The organism is Jeotgalicoccus psychrophilus DSM 19085, from assembly GCF_000425845.1.
In the GTDB taxonomy this organism is placed as follows: Bacteria; Bacillota; Bacilli; order Staphylococcales; family Salinicoccaceae; genus Jeotgalicoccus; species Jeotgalicoccus psychrophilus.
In genome coordinates this window covers 327,967-345,799 of the sequence record NZ_AUEF01000001.1, presented here as the reverse complement: position 1 = coordinate 345,799, position 17,833 = coordinate 327,967, and the positions used below count along the sequence as shown (strand labels likewise).

Below are 17,833 nucleotides of genomic sequence, written 5' to 3'. Positions count from 1 at the left end.
GCGGTAGCCTTCCATAACTGAGAGTAATGACAGGAAAAAAATATCTAATACGTGAGACTTGCAGTATACATTTATATAGAAGGATTTAAGTGAATGTCATAACATATAATTTTAAATTATATGTTATGATTTTAGTGAAAAATATATTGGCGGTGCAAAATTAATGTATAAAAATATAGATATATTAGAAAAATCAAGACTATCTTTAAACGAAAAAGTAGGGATTATCTCTAATTATGTTACAGAACATATATTTTCTCAAGGCTTAGAATTATATCAACTAACTTTAAATACTTTTCATAGCATATTAGAGAGTAAGGATATAAAAACAGTATTAATAGAAGATAATATATATGAAGGCGACAACGAATGGTTTAATCAATCATACAGTTTATTACTTTCAGAATTAAAGAATATGAATATCAATATTATAGTTATTTCTACAGTAGATAGAATAATTCCAGAAGAATTAAAATCTTATTCTAAAATTATTATTGATTATAACTTGACGACAACATCTATCTCAGATAATTCAATATCAATACCAATTGTAGTTAATGAAAAAGAAATCAATCCTGTAAATAATACCGGAAATATTGATATCATATATTTTACAGAAGGTCATTTTTCCTTTCCTACTGAATTAGAAGAATATCATAAAAAGTTTAAACCTATAATAAAAAAATCAGAACCAGCTATGATAACTAGAGAAGTAATAAAACGTTTAATTCAGTCAATCAAACACTCTAAATTATTTTTTGTTAAAGATAATGGTAATTTAGATGCGACGTTACTGAGCTTTTTAGAAATTAATGCTACACTTCAAAATACTTTGACATTCATTGATACACCAAAGAAACTTGAAAAGTCACATTCAATTAAAGTCGAAAACTATCAAGTTACATCAGATTTAGTAAGAGCATTTCTGAATAATAAAATATTTCTGAATAAAATAATATTAAAGAAAACAAGAGATGTTTTGATAAATAATTCGTACATATTTTTTGAAAATATTATAAAGTTAATAACTAATGATTTTGTTGAAGTAAAGAAAAAAGCAAATATAAGTGTAATCATAACAACTAAAAGGAAAGAGAATTTAAAAGCACTTTTTACTGATTTGAATAAACAGCAACATGTAAATATTGAAGTCATTTTACTAACTCATGGTTATGAGTTAAATAGGAAAGAATTAATAGAATTAAAATCGCTTTCTCAATTTAATTTAAAAGTATTATCAGAAAAAGAATCAACATCATTTGGGAACTGTTTAAATAAATGTGTAGATTATATTAATTATGATTATGTGATTAAAATGGATGATGATGATTTTTACTTTTCTACTTTTCTAATAGATTTATATTTAGGAATTAGATATTCATCAGCAAGTATAGTAGGAAAGAATGCGTTTTTCTTTTATTTAGAAAACAATAATCTTGTTGGACAGAGAAGAATGGATTTCCAATTTAAAGACGTTAGAGAAGTTAAAGGAAATACGATACTCTGTAAATCATCAACAATGAAAAAATATAAATTTAGTGATATCCCACGTCATGTAGATTCAGATTTTATTATTAGAATTAGAGAAGATGGGGGTAGAATATACAGTATTCATCCTTATGATATGTGTGTGTATAGAGCAAGTGATAAATTAGGGCACACATATCAAGTAAACGATAGTCGATTTTTAAAAGATGCTTATGTATTATATTATGGTACACCGAACCAAACAATTTCTACTGAGTGATTTTTACACTTAATATTGGAGTGAATGTATTGTTATTTAATAAAAAACCGCGACTATCTAAATTCCAGACTGTAGGTGTTCTAACTAACTTTCTTACAGAACAAGTTATACAGAGAGATTTCATTACTAAAAAAATGGATTTTGGAGAATGTGAAGATTTAATAGAAAAAAACAAAATAGAAGTAGTTTTTATTGAAAAACAACTTTATGAAGAAGATCATCCTTGGGTGGTATTTAATCTTGACGAAAGAATTCAATACTTTAAAAAACTAAATGTCAATATAATCATAATTAATAATAGTGATGACACAAAAATAATAGATAAAGAATGTTTTCAAATTAATATGTCTGTGGATAATGGTGATAAGTTTTCATACACAAATGATGCACTTATGACCCCACTCTTAATAAATGAAAAAAAGTATAATCCCATTGATAGTAAGAAAATAAAAGATATTTTAATCATAGATTTAAATAGCGGAGAAACTGAATTATCTGACGAATTTAAAAAATTTATAAAAATTGTGAAACCAACAATTGAATTTCTTAAAAGTGATAATATTTCAAGAAGTTTCATCAAGAATTTATCGTTAAAAATCAAAAAATATAAAGTAGTATATTTTCTTAACTCAAATATTGTAAACAAAAGATTCTTGTTAAATTTAGAATTGCTGTGCGCAGCACAAAAAACAATTATGATTATCGATAGTGAGTTTGATTTTGATTTGAAATTTAATGTGCATTCGTCTGATGAAGAAACAAATATAAATTACTTGCAATCTTTTTTAAATCCAGGAGTACATAATGACCATAAGATGATTAGTAATAATCGGGTGACCTTTTTAAAAAATAGTTTGATGCAATACAAAGGACTGCCTAATTTGATTAATGGGGATACTGTGAAAGAAGAAATCACGATTAGTGTTATTACGTCTACAAAGAGGAAATGGACTCTTAAAAATTATATAAAGCGTCTGAACCAGCAAAACGATATAAAATTAGAGTCAATATTGCTAACACATGGATTTGAGTTAACAGAAATTGAAAAAAAAGAACTATATAATCTAGCTAATTTCTCGTTAAGCATAATAAGTGCTAAATCAAATATAGTATTCGGTGCATGTTTAAATATGTGTATTGATGAAATATCTTTTAAATATTTTACTAAAATAGATGATGATGATTTTTATTACCCTAACTACCTTATTGATTCATGGATTGCATTGGAATATAGTAAAGCAGATATCGTTGGGAAATATTCACAATTTGTATATCTAGAAGAGTTAGATTTAACAGTTCAACGTTTTTCGTCAAGAGAATACATTTATTCTGAATATGTAGCAGGAGCCACAATATTTAGCGAATCAGAATTTATTAAAAAATATAGATTTAGCGAGATACCTAAAGCAGTTGACTCAGATATTTTGAGAAGAGTAAAAGCAGACAATGGAACTATATATTGTAATCATCCTTATGAGTTTTGTATTTTTAGAGATAATGATAAAGAGTCTCACACATGGCAAGCTCCAGATACACATTTACTTCGGTCAGCAGATATATTATTCTACGGAGAACCAAGTGCATCGCTAAGTATAAATTAAACTTATGAATATAGAATGGATGATTTTAATGAAAGAATTGATACAAAGTCAAAGAAGTTGGAATGAATTTAATACAACAGGACATGTTGGTATAATAACTACTTTATTTTCAGAACAATATCTTTCAGACTCATATAATTTGCTAAAACTTTCAAATGAAAATTATATAGAAGATATTGAATTAAATGGTATTGATACTGTGTTTATTGATAATGATTTATTTGAATCAGATCATGAGTGGTATAGAAAAAATAGAGGAAATTTAATTAATTATTTAAAAAATAACAATAAAAATATTTGTGTTATAAAAAATACTACATTAGAAGTAGCCCAAATATTTAAAAAAGCATTTATTATGGTTGTTAATCCTCAAATAGAAAGTTATTTGAATAACGAATTTATCGTAGAGACGCCAATCTTAATTAATCAAAATATATTTAATCCTATTGATTCAAAGATGACTTCAGATATTGTTTATTTAAATATTGGACGACCAAATAAAACTTTACAGAAACGAAAATATAATCAAAAAGAAGAACTTTTAATAAGTAATTTAACAAGTCCAAAAATCACGAGAAAAATATTGGAAGAATTATTTGAAAAAATTAGAGATACTAAGATATTATACATCGACAATACTAATCAATTAGATCAAATTACGTTAAAGTATATAGAATATATTTGTTATATAACAACAACATATATTATATATGATCATAAATTTGAACTCGACGAACAATTATTTATCACTGAAGATTTCTCAACATTGAATAATAAAATATCTATGTATTTGAAAAATCCAAATCATTTATTTAAAGAAATAGTATTAAGACAAAGAGAAGCATTAATTAATAATAGTTTTTTATTAAAACAGAATCTAAAAGATTTTTTAGATTCTCAACTAAATAAAGATATAACACCTCATGTAAGTATTATTACATCTACCAACAGAAAAGAGAATCTAACTGATTATTTAAAGCGAATGAATGAACAAAAATATGTAAAACTTGAAATTAATTTAGTAACTCATGGTTTTGTGTTAACTAACGAAGAGAAAATGAAACTAATAAATAATGCTGATTTTAATTTGAATATTTTTGATATGGACTCCAACATGTCTCTAGGGAATTGTTTGAATTTAGCTATAGATAATTGTAATTATCCTATCATCACTAAAGTTGATGACGATGATTTTTATTTTGAAAATTATATAATTGATCAATGGTTGGCATTAAAGTATAGTGGTGCTGAATTAGTTGGTAAATCAGAATGTTTTTATTACTTTGAATCTAAAAATATCATAGCAAAACGAAATATGGGCGAAAATCAAAAGTTCGGAGATTTTGTTATGGGAGCGACTATTATGACTAATTCAGACACCATGAGGAAAATCAAATTTGATAATATACCTAGAGCAGTTGATACTAACTTTATCAGAAGATTATTAGAAGGGGATGGAACACTATATATTGGTCATCCTTTTGAATTATGTGTATACCGCTCAAGTGACTCAACAAATCATACCTGGCAAGTAGAAGATTTATCAATGTTGAAAAATGCTAATATTGTTGGTTATGGCGACCCAAGGTCCTATGTATCACTAAAATAATATATAAAGAGGTGCTTGATTTGGATATTAAAAATCTATTATTACAAAAAAAAGCGAAATTAGCAGTGATTGGATTAGGCTATGTAGGTCTTCCAATTGCAGTTGAATTTGCAAAAAAAATAAATGTTGTAGGCTTTGATACAAATAAAGACAAAATAAACACATATAAAAAAGGATATGATCCAACTAAAGAGGTTGGAGACCATGTCGTGAAAAATACAACAGTAGATTTCACATACAATGAAGAAGATTTAAAAAATGTTGATTTTCATATAGTATCAGTTCCTACTCCTATTAACTCAGATAAAACTCCAGATTTATATCCAGTAGAAAGTGCTTCAAGAATGATTGGTCGTAATCTTAAAAAAGATGCATATGTAGTTTATGAGTCTACAGTCTATCCAGGTGTTACAGAGGATGTATGTATACCAATTTTAGAGAAAGAATCAGGATTAGTATGTGGAAAAGATTTTAAGGTAGGATATTCACCTGAAAGAATTAATCCTGGAGACAAAGTAAACACTCTAGATAAAATTGTGAAAATAGTTTCTGCCGTTGACACAGATTCATTAAACGTTATTGCTGATGTTTATGAAATTGTAATTACAGCAGGCACGCATAAAGCAAATTCAATTAAGGTAGCAGAAGCTGCTAAAGTAGTTGAAAATAGTCAGAGAGATATAAACATTGCTTTCATGAATGAATTGGCAAAGGTTTTTGACATGATGAATATTGACACTAATGATGTTGTCACAGCAATGAAAACTAAGTGGAATTCACTACCATTTACTCCAGGTTTAGTTGGGGGGCATTGTATAGGTGTCGATCCTTATTACTTTTTATATCAAGCAGAGAAACTGGGGTATCATAGTCAAATAATTCAGGCAGGTAGAAAAATAAATGATTCTATGGGTAGTTTTATTGCTCAAGCTATTATAAAGAAACTGATTGAAACTGATAAGATAGTCCGTAAAGCGAAGGTTGTTATATTTGGTGTAACATTCAAAGAAAACTGTCCTGACACTAGGAATTCAAAAGTTTTTGATATTGTAGCTGCATTAAAAGAATATGGTATAGAAGTGACTTTTGTAGATGAGCAAGCAGACAAAAAAGAAGCTAAAGAATTTTATAATATAGAAATTTCAAACATTTCTGATGTTACAGATGCTGATTGTCTAGTATTTACTGTTGCTCACGATGAATTTAAATCATTAAATATAAATGACTTAGATAAATATTATAATAATAAATTACCATTAAAAGAAAGAATTTTAGTGGATGTTAAAGGAATTTTTGATACTAAAGATTTATATAATTCAGAATTGACTTATTGGAGACTGTAATACTAATTTAACTTTAATCTAAATATTTTAAAAATTTGATACAGCAAGAATCAAGGAGGTAACCGAATGCTTGAGATAAAAGTTCAAGATTTGAATTATGAATTTTTGATAAATATTCCTTATGGAGATACTTTAAGAGTTATTACTGAATCTAATGAATTTTACTTTAAAATATTTTTAAAAAAAGAAAGTTTTGAGTTATTAGTACATAGTAACGGAGCTATAAATCGTAATATCAAAGAACCACCTGTTTTTCATCGTTCTTCTTGGTATGATGAATTAAATTCTAATTGTATTTTCATTGACGATAAAACAATCCATAATACTGAATACAAAGCAGGGTGGGGAATTGGCACCGAAAAAGAGCATTATATTGAAAAATATTCTGAAATTATTAAATTGTTTCAACAATCTTTGGGTATCAAATCTAAAAATGTATATTACTGGGGGTCAAGTGCGGGAGGTTTCATGTCTCTAATGTTAGCTACACGACACATAGAATCGACTGCAATAGTAGAAAATCCTCAAACTGATTTACGAAGGCATAATAAAACAAAACTAAGAAACTTAATCCTTAATGGTTTTGTAGAGGCTGACGTAGAGAAAATAACTGAAGAACACAGCTATCGATTTTCAGTTTGCGACTCAATTTTAAAATATAAATATATACCAAACATTGTCTATATACAGAATACTTCTTTTAAACCAGATGTCAAAAAACAATTACTTCCTTTTATAGACGATTTGAAAAGAAATAACATTTCTACTGAGAAATTAAAAATAATTAATTATAAAGATGACTATAGAGGTCATTTACCACTCCCTAAAGAAGACTATTTAAATATGTTAAATCTTGCAATAACATTTAATAGAATTTAAATTTGATTAAAGGAAGATTATATATGAAAACAATTGATTTTCAAGATATCTCTAAAGAAAATATGTCTACTATGAATCATAATATAATTAAAATTAAAAAAAATAATAAAGAATTTAAAATTTTCATGTCTTTTAATACAAATATGGATAAGATAATTATATCATTTACGAATAACGTCAAAAAAGATGTTGCCGACATAAAAGAGAACATATATTATTCAAAATTTTCAAATTTAATCATAGAAGATCTTACTGCTACAGAAAATAATTTAGAACACGGGTTTGGTATTGGCAATTCTGATAAACATTATGCTAATGATTATGTAGAAATTATTAATAAAGTAAATTCGGTATTTAATATTAAACCTAATAATGTCTATTTTACTGGAGAATATGAAAATGGATTTTTAGCTATTTTAATGAGCGTATTTATTCAAAACTCCACAGCAATAGTTCATAATCCTATAAACTTTGTGCAACAAATTGATGTTCAGCAAAAAAATAAATTATACAAAACATTATTTTCAGAAAATGTGAATAAAAAAGTTTTAAATACTTACTTAAAAAGATTTTCTACTACTTTACTCATGAGAAAAAGTAATATAGCTCCAAAAATATTTTATATTCAGAATGATCAAGATAGTACTTATAAAACTCAATTCAACAACTTTTTAAATAAATTAGAAAAATATAACATATACGATGGTAATGTTATAAAATTAATTTACAGTAAAAAAGAAAATGTCGGCAAATCTTTATCATTTGTTGAATTTAACAGAATAAAATCATTAATATTTGAAAGTAAAAACTTTCAATATATGTTCGATAATGTATATTATAACTCTACAGCTAGTGTAGTTCTCTTAGACGACGATTCAAGAGAAGAAAGTTACAATATACTTTATAAATATGCAAAAGAGAAAGAGATAAAAATTACTTTTGGTGTAAATTCAGCTCATATTTTAAATGGTACAAAGAATAGAATTAATGAAAAACAATTCATTGAAATGTCTAAAGACAATTCAGTTGTAGAGTTTGTTAATCATACACACTCCCATGTTAAACTCACCGAATTAAGTAAAAACGAAATACATAATGAGATAAAATTATGTAAAGATTTCTTAACTAAACATAATATTAATACTAGTCATTTAATTTACCCTTTCGGAAAAGTAAATGATGAAGTTATTAGCATAGCATCACAATATGTTAATAGCGGATCTAAAACAAATGGCGATATTGTCAATCCTAAAAGTAATAACTTTAATAAATTATTATTAAATCGTATAGCATTTGAAGCTCCTATAGATAAAATTGAAAGAAATATGCTAAAAGCAATAAAATGTAATGGCTGCTTAATCATAAATATACATGCACAATACGATACATTTTCAATAAAACATCTCGAAGATATACTAGAGTTAACAAAAAAATATAAATTGGATGTAATACATTTATCTGAAGCTATTGATCGTTTAGGTAATTAATTTTTGAATTTAGAAATTATAAAGGAGAGAGTGATTTGGTGGATATTAAGTTATATCCTAGAGGTTTTATTTTTTCAAAACAAAAATTAGAAAAAATTCCAGAACATTTCAAGCATAAAGTAATTAATGATTATAATTACTATTATGATAATACCTCTATGAATAAAACTTTCAAATGTGACTATGGTTTTATTATTATTCACGGTGATTTTTTATATGCCGGTATCAATCAACAATTTAATCAAAAAGAATTACTAGAAAATTTAATGAAACTTTACACAGAAAACTACAATGAGTTTTTAAATCTTTTAGACTATATTACTGGAAGATATACCATTATTATAAGTTTGTACGATGACGTACATGTTTATACTGATGCAACAAATACTAGAAGTACTTATTATGTATTAAATAAATTAGTGGTGTCGTCTCATGTTAATTTAATTATTGATAACTTTGATTTTTCACATTCTGGCATCTCTTATGCCTTGTCAAATGGTTTATATTATACAAAATATAACGAAGTGAGAAGTACTATTGCTAATTTTAGTTTAAACCTCAATACCAATAAATATACCCGCATTTTCCCAAGAGAAAAGAATAGATTCTTAGGACTAAGTGATACTAAAAAATTTGAGATATATGAAAAGATATCATCTCAAATTTTCAATAATATCATTAATAATTATGATATAAAATTACTATCTTTATCAGGGGGAGGGGACAGCAGGTTTTCTTTAGCTTTATCTAAAGATTTCAAGGAGCAGATACTATATTTCACTTATATAACTAATCCAAACAATGATCAAAGTAATCCAGTAAAAAGAGAAGCACATAAAGATTTTACTATAGTAAATCAAATAGTAGAAAATCTCGATTTTGAGCATAAGTACTGTTATTTACATGAAATTAAAAATTCATTCTCTAAAAAAGAGGATACTATCATTCGAAAAAATACTGTTGCTCCCCATTCAATGTTTTTGATTAATTTATCAAAAAAATATCTAAATTATAACAATAAGACAGTTCATATACGATCGAATCTTTATGAAATTGGTCAAGCTAGTACGTATAAGAAAAGATACAGAGAAAGCAACCTTGATCAATTAAAACTGACTTTTGATAGAAGATATAAAGGCTTTTTAAAAGAAAATGATAATCTCGAAGAATATGACCGACTTTATGAAAAATTTATTGAAGATTTAAATTATGAAGATGATATATATGGATATCATCTATTAGATTTATATGTATGGGAAATTAGAGCGTCAAGGTGGCACTCAGAAATACTAAATACACACGATGTTTGTTTTGAAACATTAAGCCCTTTTAATCATAGAATATTGTTAGAAATTGCATTATCTTTTGACTATAACCAAAGAAAAAGCGGTTACATGTTTCAAGAGTTGATAAATAGAAATTGGAGTGTCTTAAACTTCTTTGGTGATAATAATGTAAATAACATGTACGAACAATTAAGAGATATTAATAAAAATTAGGAATATTATCATGTCAGTATTTATATAGCAAATTGTATATCATTAGTATTTAAAAATTATAAAAATATCTTAGCTTATATACTATATAAATTGTATAATTTTGAATTTCATATGGAAATAGTATTCTATGGTTATTAATTCATCTGTGCTAAGCTGTGTGTAAGTTACTAGTGATTATACCTATTATTTTCATTGCCCAAAAAATTCATTTTAGGTGTATCACAAGTGATTTTTATGTGTATAGCTTAATTTTATTATCAGCGAATATAATGATGTCGAAAGAAAGGTTATTATAGAACCTCTAAATAGTGGCTTGTTACACTCCAGGTAACAATACAGATGAGGTGAGTAGTGTTATGTCATATGAAAATAAAACACTAATTGTCTACCTTGACAGCGATTACTGATGCTTTAAAGCAGTCGCAGAGTTATATCAGAAATTTGATTACGGTAGGCCGCATATATTGATTATCTCATTTAATGATGACAACGAATTCTGTGGGACGAAAGACCTTTTAAACTCCAGTTACGATTATATAGACGAAAGTCATATCCTTACAAACTGCTAATTCAAAAATAGAATATGACACCTTAAATGAACCAACTAGTTTCACAACATATGATCCGGAAACATTAACCTTAACAATTGTAATTTTGAAGATATTTAAGCCAGGTCTTAGACCTGGCTTATTTTTTGATATTTATATTTGATATTAATTGCTTCAATTACCTTTAAAATAGTATGATTTTAATGAATCAATTTGTGGAGGGCTCTCATGTATTACTTCAAAACCATTTTCTTCTTGTGTCTTTGCTCTTTTTTATTACTTATATCTGCCTGTGGCAATGTTTCGACTACCCAGGCGACGAGCAATAACCTTATCAACAAAGTCAATCTCTTAGAAGACCGCTGGGTTAATTATAAAGGTACTTCAGAAAACAATAAGGCAATGATGCAGTCGCAATTCATTCCGTATAATCCAGAAAAAGATTATGAGATAAGCCGTGACACTTATGTATCCTACTTCAATGGTGAAGACTTTATCAAAACAGAGCTCTATGAAGATACACCAGAGATTATTAATTCTGTTAAAGAAGCGGATGGTATAATACTCAGCTTTAATAAAAATAATAGAAACGGCATGCAGCTCGTTGAAATTGAATAATATCAAATGCGGAGGCAACAATGAATATTAAAATTGCAATTCCTTTACTTGTTATACTTGCTCTTATATTCATAGCAATTTTAATAGAAAGCTTTCTACCCGGAGAAGCTGATACACCTGAAGACAGCGATATGATTGTTATTCTCGGCGGCGGAGATCAGGGCCGTGTCGAGAGAGCTGCTGATTTATATCAGTCAGGCTATGCCGATAAGGTGCTGATTACCCCAGCAGGTGACAGATACAATGCTGAAGAACTTACATCTATCGTTCGCCATTACGGTGTCGAAGAGGAAGATGTAATCGTTGATACTGAATCTACAAGCACATATTCAAACGCAGAAAGAACTCTAGAAATTATGGACGATAATAATTTTGAGTCCGCAATGATTGTTACTAGTGATTACCATCTTAAAAGAGCCAAACTAGCCTTTGAACGGCTCAATGATAATGACAAGACCTTTAACTATATCTCCGCTTCAAATTTAGAAGGTAAAAAAGGACTCGATAGAGAAGACGCTTTTTCCCATTGGATTGGAGAGTTTATAAAAACATGGGGCTACCGCTTCGGCTTATATAATCTCTTTGGTTAACAGTTAGACAGGCAGCAATATTATGCTATTATTTAACTGTTACTTACTTTAAACAGAAAAGGGGAACATCAATGAAAACCAAATTGTCTTTTATGAGTTTACTAGTGGGAATTTTGCTTTTATCAGCGTGCAGCGGCGGTTCAGATGATAATCTGATAGATATGGGCTCGCTCACTGAAGGCAGCTGGATGGGGTACAATGGTGAAGCTGTTGAAAATGAAGAAATGATGACTACTGATTATATTGACTACGATCCATCTAATACTTATGAAATTAACCGTTCAAGCTACGTATCTTATTTTAACGGGGAAGATTTTATTGAAACGATTCAATACAGCGGAGAGCCGCCGATGACACTGGATACTGTAGAAGAAGCGGACCGTATTATGGTGAGTTTCAATCAGTACAATGAAGATTCTATTAATTTAACAACTGCAGAATAACAGCAAGCCGTGAGAGGATATCTCACGGCTTTTATTTACATTAATTTTACTTCTGTAAAACTGTATCTAAATACTGGCCTGTTACACTGCAGGTAACAATACAAAAGAGGTGAGTACTGTTATGTCTTATGAAAGTAAAACACTAATTGTCTACCTTGACGGTGATTACCGCCGTTTTAAAGCAGTTGCGGATATATATCAGAAATTTGATTATGATCAGGCACATATCCTCATCACATCTTTTAATGATCACAATGAACTCCGAGGTACGAAAGACCTATTAAACTCCAATTATGACTATATAGACGAACGTCATATCCTCACAGAATACTTCTCAACGACCACTTACAACAATGCTGTAGAGATACAGCAGATACTCTCCAGACTGAACTACGGACAAGTTATCGTCGTTACCAGCCAGTACCATAAATTCCGTACGAAACTAATATTCAATAATGTTTTTAATAGAAGCAGGAAGTTGAAATTTCTAGGTGTGAATCATCATACAACACTACTGGAATATTCTTCAGAAGCAGTAAAACTTGGACTCTATTTAATGAAAAACTATAAGTTCTTCACAAAGGATAATCTGCTGTACAGCAAGAGTAAGTACCGCAGACTATCACGGTTAAGATATCAGTAATAAAATCGTTGTCGATGGGCTAATTCCATGCTCCTGTATGTTAAACTATTACTAATGACTAATAGATTAGAATAGGGGATTCCATGAAAAGCTATAAAGAAACTAAAGAAGAATTATTAAACAAAACAGACTATAGAAACTTCACATACCGTATGACACGTATACCTGAAATGATCGAAGAGCAGTCAAAAACGCTCGACGATATTTTAGCTCAGTTTAAAGAAGAAGGATTCAACCACTTATCAGTCGTTGAACTTTGCCGTTCTTTTATAAGAATTGACCTAATCAGACTTTCACTCATGCAGGCTACACACGGCGTAATGGCTGAAGACAAAAAAGTACAGTACCCAACTGAGCTGGAAGTACTTGAAAGATTTACACTGGAAAAAATAACACAGGATTTCTACCCTTTGGATCTTCCAAAAGAGCTTGAAGAAAAGAATCAGGAAATCCGTGAACAGTTAATTAAATTAACGAAAGAACTTGAACCGATGCTTAGACTTGTTGAGCAGAATACAGGCGATATGAACGAGACGCTTAAAGTTGTGGCAACTCAAGTACAGAAGAACAATAACCATGTGTTAAGCAAAATTTATGATGATGTATTCTATACGACAGTATTGGACTACAACATAGATAATGCATTTGAAACAGCATGGAAAGATAATTTAATCCAATCACCATTAGTATCATTCTATTCAATGTTCACATTGTCGTTCTACGATGATATGTTTAAAGATCAATTAGTATAAATTAAATTAACGCTATGAATTATATTATTATAATTCATAGCGTTTTTTGATATAAATTTATCGAAATTTAATTAGAAATCGAATTAGAATGTGGTATTATAAATATAAGAAATAGTTATTGTTAATTTGGATTTAAATAATTTATGATTTTATAATTTAGTAAAGGGAGATAGAAAAATTGAATAACGATTCGTTTAAAACATTTAAAAAAGCATCATTAGCCAGTGCACTAGGGGTATTTGCATTTACATATGCAGGCGGAACCGAAGCGAATGATGATGCTGTTGAAAATCAAAGTGTAGAAGCAGAGAATATAGAAACAATAGAAACGCAACAGGTGGAAAATACAGAACTTGAACTTCCAATTGACGATGAAGCTATTGAATTTCAGGAAGAAACAGATGCAACAGAATCTGAAGTAGAGAATACAGTAAAAACTAATCCTGCATCAACAGAAGAAATTGTAGAAGAATACATAGAACCCGAGTTACCAGTTGATCTAGAACTTACAGAAGAAAATTTAGAGAGTAATAACACATCTAAAGTTCAGGATGTAGAGGATGAACAAACAAAAGAAGCTCAGGGTATAAGCACATTTTCACAAGAGATAACTGGTGATATCGATGTTGAAGCACCAGAGTTAATTTCAGTCACGACAGATAAATCGACGTATAATGCTGGGGAACAAATTGAGATGACTGTGGTGGCTGAAGATGAAACAAATGTCGACTATATTTTTGCTGCATTTACAAACAACTCTGAAGATGGACCGCAACAGCTATCAGCATCTGGATATGAAATCATACCACTAGGCAATAACAGATATGAATCAACATTTTATATTGATGTTCCTGAACGCACACCTTCAACATCATTCAGATTATCAGGTCTTGGATTGTATGATGAGAACTACGAAAATTATTTATCAGACTGGTACGGTGAAGAGTTACTGGATTTAACTGTGAATATTGAGAATAACAATACAATTACTGACATCGATGCACCTGAATTAATTTCAGTTACGACGGATAAATCGACGTATAACGCTGGAGAACAGATTGAGATGACGGTCGTGGCTGAAGATGAAACAAATGTCGACTATATTTTTGCTGCATTTACAAACAACTCTGAAGATGGACCGCAACAGCTATCAGCATCTGGATATGAAATCATACCACTAGGCAATAACAGATATAAATCGACATTTTATATTGATGTTCCTGAACGCACACCTTCAACATCATTCAGATTATCAGGTCTTGGATTATATGATGAGAACTACGAAAATTATTTATCAGACTGGTATGGAGATGAGTTACTGGATTTAACTATTAATGTTGGTGAAGGGATACAGACTCCTGGTGAAGATGAAAATACAAATGAACTACCTGAAGAACAGATTATCAATGATGACTTATCCGAGAATTATATTAATCATTTAACTATTTATGATACTGTGACAGGTAATAGATTAACTAGTGTCAGCTTTGTAGGGAATACTTTTATCGATAGATTGGACAACCTGTTACTAAGTATAAACAACGAATATAACAGTGAGTATGTAGTCGCTGATCAAGTACTGATAGATAGTCAAACTAGCGGTTTTCAAATTAATGATTATTACAGCTACTTTACAACTGATACTTATGATATTTATGTAAATAACACATCAAATAGTGTTGGAAACTATCCTTTTGAAAACAGACCATTTTTACCTGAACACCAGTTGTATGATGATTACTATTTAAACAATGGTGAATTAATGCAAATAAATATTATAGACAGTGAAGGTTATTATTTGTATGAGGGGGAGTCATTTGGGTCATACACTATTGATGAATTAATCAGAACAGCAATGATGGATATTGATTCTGAATTATATTATTATGATTCGGCATATGTAAGTAATGGTTTTATGTGGAGAGATGACTACATCGGAGATTACGCAAGTATAAACGTCTATGTAGCTGACCGTGAAGATGGTAGTATTGATACTTCTTTACCAGAAGAACCGGAATTACCAATAACAGATGAGAGTCCAGAGATGCCAGTCGAAGAAGTACCATCAGATCAAAACGAAAATTCTAATGAAGAAATTATAACTGGCGAACCGATAGAAGAAGTTGAGCAGGAACAATCGGCACCTGAATCATCGAATGGGGATAGTAATAATATTACTGATCCTGAAGATCCAGCTAAAGAAGAGGAGGAGAAAGTTATAACCCCACCATTAGTAAATCCAATTAAACCTGATGATGATATTATTACAGGTCAAGGAGACTCTAACAGTGAAATAGTTATTACATTACCTGATGAAGAGGAAATAATAACAGAATCTGATACAGAAGGATTATGGGAAGTTGAATTACCAAAAGATACAGTTATTCAGACTGATGATGTAATTGTTGTTTCTGTTAAAGATATTAATAATGAACAGCAGACTGAAACAACAGTACAAGGAAAAGAAAAGTCTGTTAACTCAGAAGAGTCACAGACGGTAAGTGAACAGGAAGCATCTACTTCTGAAAGTGATAAAGAGGAACTTCCTGATACAGGGTTAGCTGCTGCGGAAACTGGACTAATTGCGACAGCATTTGCTCTAGCAGGTGCCGCTTTCCTATTTGTAACTGGCAGAAGAAAAAGAAAGAATTAATAATTGAAATGTCAATACCAGACCTTCGGGTCTGGTATTTCTCTATAAAAAATATTGAGGAGTGTATGTATGTACTCTAATAATTCAGTTGATTTTCAGACAGAGCTAGATAGAATTGATGACTTGCTAGGGAAGTTGAATATTAAACTCCATGAATATTGGAAGGATAATATTGAAGTTGCAGAATTACAATTGAATATAAAAGATACCGCTGATATAAAATCTGATAACGTTATTAAAAAGCTGGATACACTGGATTTACGGAATCAATTTAAACTAAAATTTCCAGACGAAGATTTATCTAACCTAAAGGGAATATATATGATTTACAGAAATAATGAATTATTTTACATAGGTGAAGGAAAGATATTATCAAGGCTAAGAAGACACTGTAATAAGCCATATAGAAAAATTTTAAGTCCACGTATCAAACCGTTTGAAAAAATTCTTGAAGATGAACTTTATGTTATCGTATTTAAAATGAAGAATCCGGAACATGATAGACAGAGAATTCTTTTTGAAACGATTTTGACAGCACATCTATTACCAAAGTATATGATGGATGTATTTTGACAGCCTTAATATAGGTAAGCACATTTTCTCATGTTCTATTTAATGAGTATTTAATTTGTAAACGGGTATTTATCTATTAGCAAATACTTTACTGAAAGAGAGTGATACCGATGGTGACATGTCAAAATTGCGGTGAAGAAGTACTGGAAGGCACGAGAGTCTGCCCAACATGCGGAGAGTTTATGCGTGACGAAGAAAATTTCACAGATAATAATGGATTGATTCAGGAAAGAGCACCGGAAGAGGAGTTTTTAAACGGTCCCGGTAAAGATAATAAGATGGAAGATATGCCGGAAGAGAACTATCCTGAAGATGAATTAAATAAACAGCAGAAAAAAGAGCGCAGTGATTTTGGACGTACAGATGATAAATAGTTATTAATGCTTCCCGATATAATATTGGGAAGTGTTTTTTGTCCGATGAATAATATTGAAACAAACAGGGTATTTAATTAGAAACCAGTTGAGTACATACGAAAGAGAGTTGTAAAATATGATTAAATGCCAGAATTGCGGAGAAGCGATAGAAGAGAATATCGATATCTGTCCATCGTGCGGATCTTATCTACATGATGATGCATCTGTCACTGATCCGGAAGTCAGAGTGGAACGTGAGGTACCGGACGAAGATATTTTAAGTGAACCGGGAAACTTCGATGAAGCATTCGATAATCTGCCGGACGATACGTATAACGACGATGAGCTGGAAAGAAGAGAACTGGAAGCGGAACGCAGAAAATTTGGGAAGTCCGGGGAATGAAGAAAAGCTACTTTTAAAAAGTAGCTTTTTTATATTAATATATTATATTTTTTCAGTTTTTCTAACCGGGAACCAGCCGTCTAGTTCCA

The 17,833-nt window shown here is 29.7% G+C and carries 16 protein-coding genes; all 16 read left to right on the top strand.

Translation table 11 applies throughout. From position 1 onward, the window contains the following. Positions 1-163: 163 nt before the first annotated feature. The 16 genes from H625_RS0101695 to H625_RS0101620 all read left to right on the top strand — a co-directional run bounded on the left by H625_RS0101695 (position 164) and on the right by H625_RS0101620 (position 17,744). Positions 164-1,747 (top strand): glycosyltransferase family 2 protein, encoded by a 1,584-nt coding sequence (locus tag H625_RS0101695; protein WP_026858339.1) that lies wholly within the window; start codon positions 164-166, stop codon positions 1,745-1,747. A gap of 29 nt (positions 1,748-1,776) precedes the next feature. After that, positions 1,777-3,348 carry a hypothetical protein gene (locus H625_RS0101690; protein ID WP_026858338.1) on the top strand — a complete coding sequence of 524 codons (1,572 nt, stop codon included), beginning with the start codon at positions 1,777-1,779 and terminating at the stop codon, positions 3,346-3,348. Between the two features lie 28 nt (positions 3,349-3,376). Further along, positions 3,377-4,957, top strand: a complete 1,581-nt coding sequence (locus H625_RS0101685) for a glycosyltransferase family A protein (protein ID WP_026858337.1) — start codon at positions 3,377-3,379, stop codon at positions 4,955-4,957. A gap of 20 nt (positions 4,958-4,977) precedes the next feature. Then, entirely contained in the window at positions 4,978-6,300 is a 1,323-nt protein-coding gene (locus H625_RS0101680; protein ID WP_026858336.1) for a nucleotide sugar dehydrogenase, read from the top strand. Between the two features lie 66 nt (positions 6,301-6,366). Beyond that, positions 6,367-7,179, top strand: coding sequence for an alpha/beta hydrolase (locus tag H625_RS0101675; RefSeq protein WP_026858335.1), 813 nt, complete (start codon positions 6,367-6,369; stop codon positions 7,177-7,179). Positions 7,180-7,202: 23 nt separating this feature from the next. After that, entirely contained in the window at positions 7,203-8,666 is a 1,464-nt protein-coding gene (locus H625_RS0101670) for a polysaccharide deacetylase family protein (protein ID WP_026858334.1), read from the top strand. Positions 8,667-8,701: 35 nt separating this feature from the next. Next, positions 8,702-10,165, top strand: coding sequence for a hypothetical protein (locus H625_RS0101665; protein ID WP_026858333.1), 1,464 nt, complete (start codon positions 8,702-8,704; stop codon positions 10,163-10,165). A 776-nt stretch (positions 10,166-10,941) separates the two neighbouring features. After that, positions 10,942-11,331, top strand: coding sequence for a hypothetical protein (locus H625_RS0101660; protein ID WP_026858332.1), 390 nt, complete (start codon positions 10,942-10,944; stop codon positions 11,329-11,331). A 20-nt stretch (positions 11,332-11,351) separates the two neighbouring features. Then, complete coding sequence (locus H625_RS0101655) at positions 11,352-11,921, top strand: YdcF family protein (RefSeq protein ID WP_026858331.1); 570 nt, start codon at positions 11,352-11,354, stop codon at positions 11,919-11,921. A 92-nt stretch (positions 11,922-12,013) separates the two neighbouring features. Beyond that, positions 12,014-12,364 (top strand): hypothetical protein, encoded by a 351-nt coding sequence (locus tag H625_RS0101650; RefSeq protein WP_169516106.1) that lies wholly within the window; start codon positions 12,014-12,016, stop codon positions 12,362-12,364. Between the two features lie 121 nt (positions 12,365-12,485). Next, positions 12,486-13,007 carry a YdcF family protein gene (locus H625_RS0101645; RefSeq protein WP_026858329.1) on the top strand — a complete coding sequence of 174 codons (522 nt, stop codon included), beginning with the start codon at positions 12,486-12,488 and terminating at the stop codon, positions 13,005-13,007. A gap of 83 nt (positions 13,008-13,090) precedes the next feature. After that, positions 13,091-13,759 (top strand): hypothetical protein, encoded by a 669-nt coding sequence (locus H625_RS0101640; protein ID WP_026858328.1) that lies wholly within the window; start codon positions 13,091-13,093, stop codon positions 13,757-13,759. A 178-nt stretch (positions 13,760-13,937) separates the two neighbouring features. Continuing rightward, positions 13,938-16,412, top strand: coding sequence for an LPXTG cell wall anchor domain-containing protein (locus H625_RS0101635; RefSeq protein ID WP_026858327.1), 2,475 nt, complete (start codon positions 13,938-13,940; stop codon positions 16,410-16,412). Between the two features lie 69 nt (positions 16,413-16,481). Further along, a complete protein-coding gene (locus H625_RS0101630; RefSeq protein ID WP_026858326.1) occupies positions 16,482-16,985 on the top strand; it encodes a hypothetical protein in 504 nt (167 codons plus the stop codon). A gap of 110 nt (positions 16,986-17,095) precedes the next feature. Continuing rightward, on the top strand, positions 17,096-17,359 hold the full coding sequence (locus H625_RS12390) for a zinc-ribbon domain-containing protein (protein WP_035784924.1): 264 nt from the start codon (positions 17,096-17,098) through the stop codon (positions 17,357-17,359). A gap of 118 nt (positions 17,360-17,477) precedes the next feature. After that, positions 17,478-17,744: a zinc-ribbon domain-containing protein gene (locus H625_RS0101620; RefSeq protein WP_026858325.1), complete on the top strand. Its 267-nt coding sequence runs from the start codon at positions 17,478-17,480 to the stop codon at positions 17,742-17,744. Positions 17,745-17,833: the final 89 nt, after the last annotated feature.

Excerpts from the sequence above, each read along its gene's own strand:
- H625_RS0101695 (WP_026858339.1), top strand. The coding sequence starts at position 164 with ATGTATAAAAATATAGATATATTAGAAAAATCAAGACTATCTTTAAAC.
- H625_RS0101685 (WP_026858337.1), top strand. The coding sequence starts at position 3,377 with ATGAAAGAATTGATACAAAGTCAAAGAAGTTGGAATGAATTTAATACA.
- H625_RS0101675 (WP_026858335.1), top strand. The coding sequence starts at position 6,367 with ATGCTTGAGATAAAAGTTCAAGATTTGAATTATGAATTTTTGATAAAT.
- H625_RS0101670 (WP_026858334.1), top strand. The coding sequence starts at position 7,203 with ATGAAAACAATTGATTTTCAAGATATCTCTAAAGAAAATATGTCTACT.
- H625_RS0101660 (WP_026858332.1), top strand. The coding sequence starts at position 10,942 with ATGTATTACTTCAAAACCATTTTCTTCTTGTGTCTTTGCTCTTTTTTA.
- H625_RS0101655 (WP_026858331.1), top strand. The coding sequence starts at position 11,352 with ATGAATATTAAAATTGCAATTCCTTTACTTGTTATACTTGCTCTTATA.
- H625_RS0101650 (WP_169516106.1), top strand. The coding sequence starts at position 12,014 with ATGAGTTTACTAGTGGGAATTTTGCTTTTATCAGCGTGCAGCGGCGGT.
- H625_RS0101645 (WP_026858329.1), top strand. The coding sequence starts at position 12,486 with ATGTCTTATGAAAGTAAAACACTAATTGTCTACCTTGACGGTGATTAC.
- H625_RS0101640 (WP_026858328.1), top strand. The coding sequence starts at position 13,091 with ATGAAAAGCTATAAAGAAACTAAAGAAGAATTATTAAACAAAACAGAC.
- H625_RS0101630 (WP_026858326.1), top strand. The coding sequence starts at position 16,482 with ATGTACTCTAATAATTCAGTTGATTTTCAGACAGAGCTAGATAGAATT.
- H625_RS12390 (WP_035784924.1), top strand. The coding sequence starts at position 17,096 with ATGGTGACATGTCAAAATTGCGGTGAAGAAGTACTGGAAGGCACGAGA.
- H625_RS0101620 (WP_026858325.1), top strand. The coding sequence starts at position 17,478 with ATGATTAAATGCCAGAATTGCGGAGAAGCGATAGAAGAGAATATCGAT.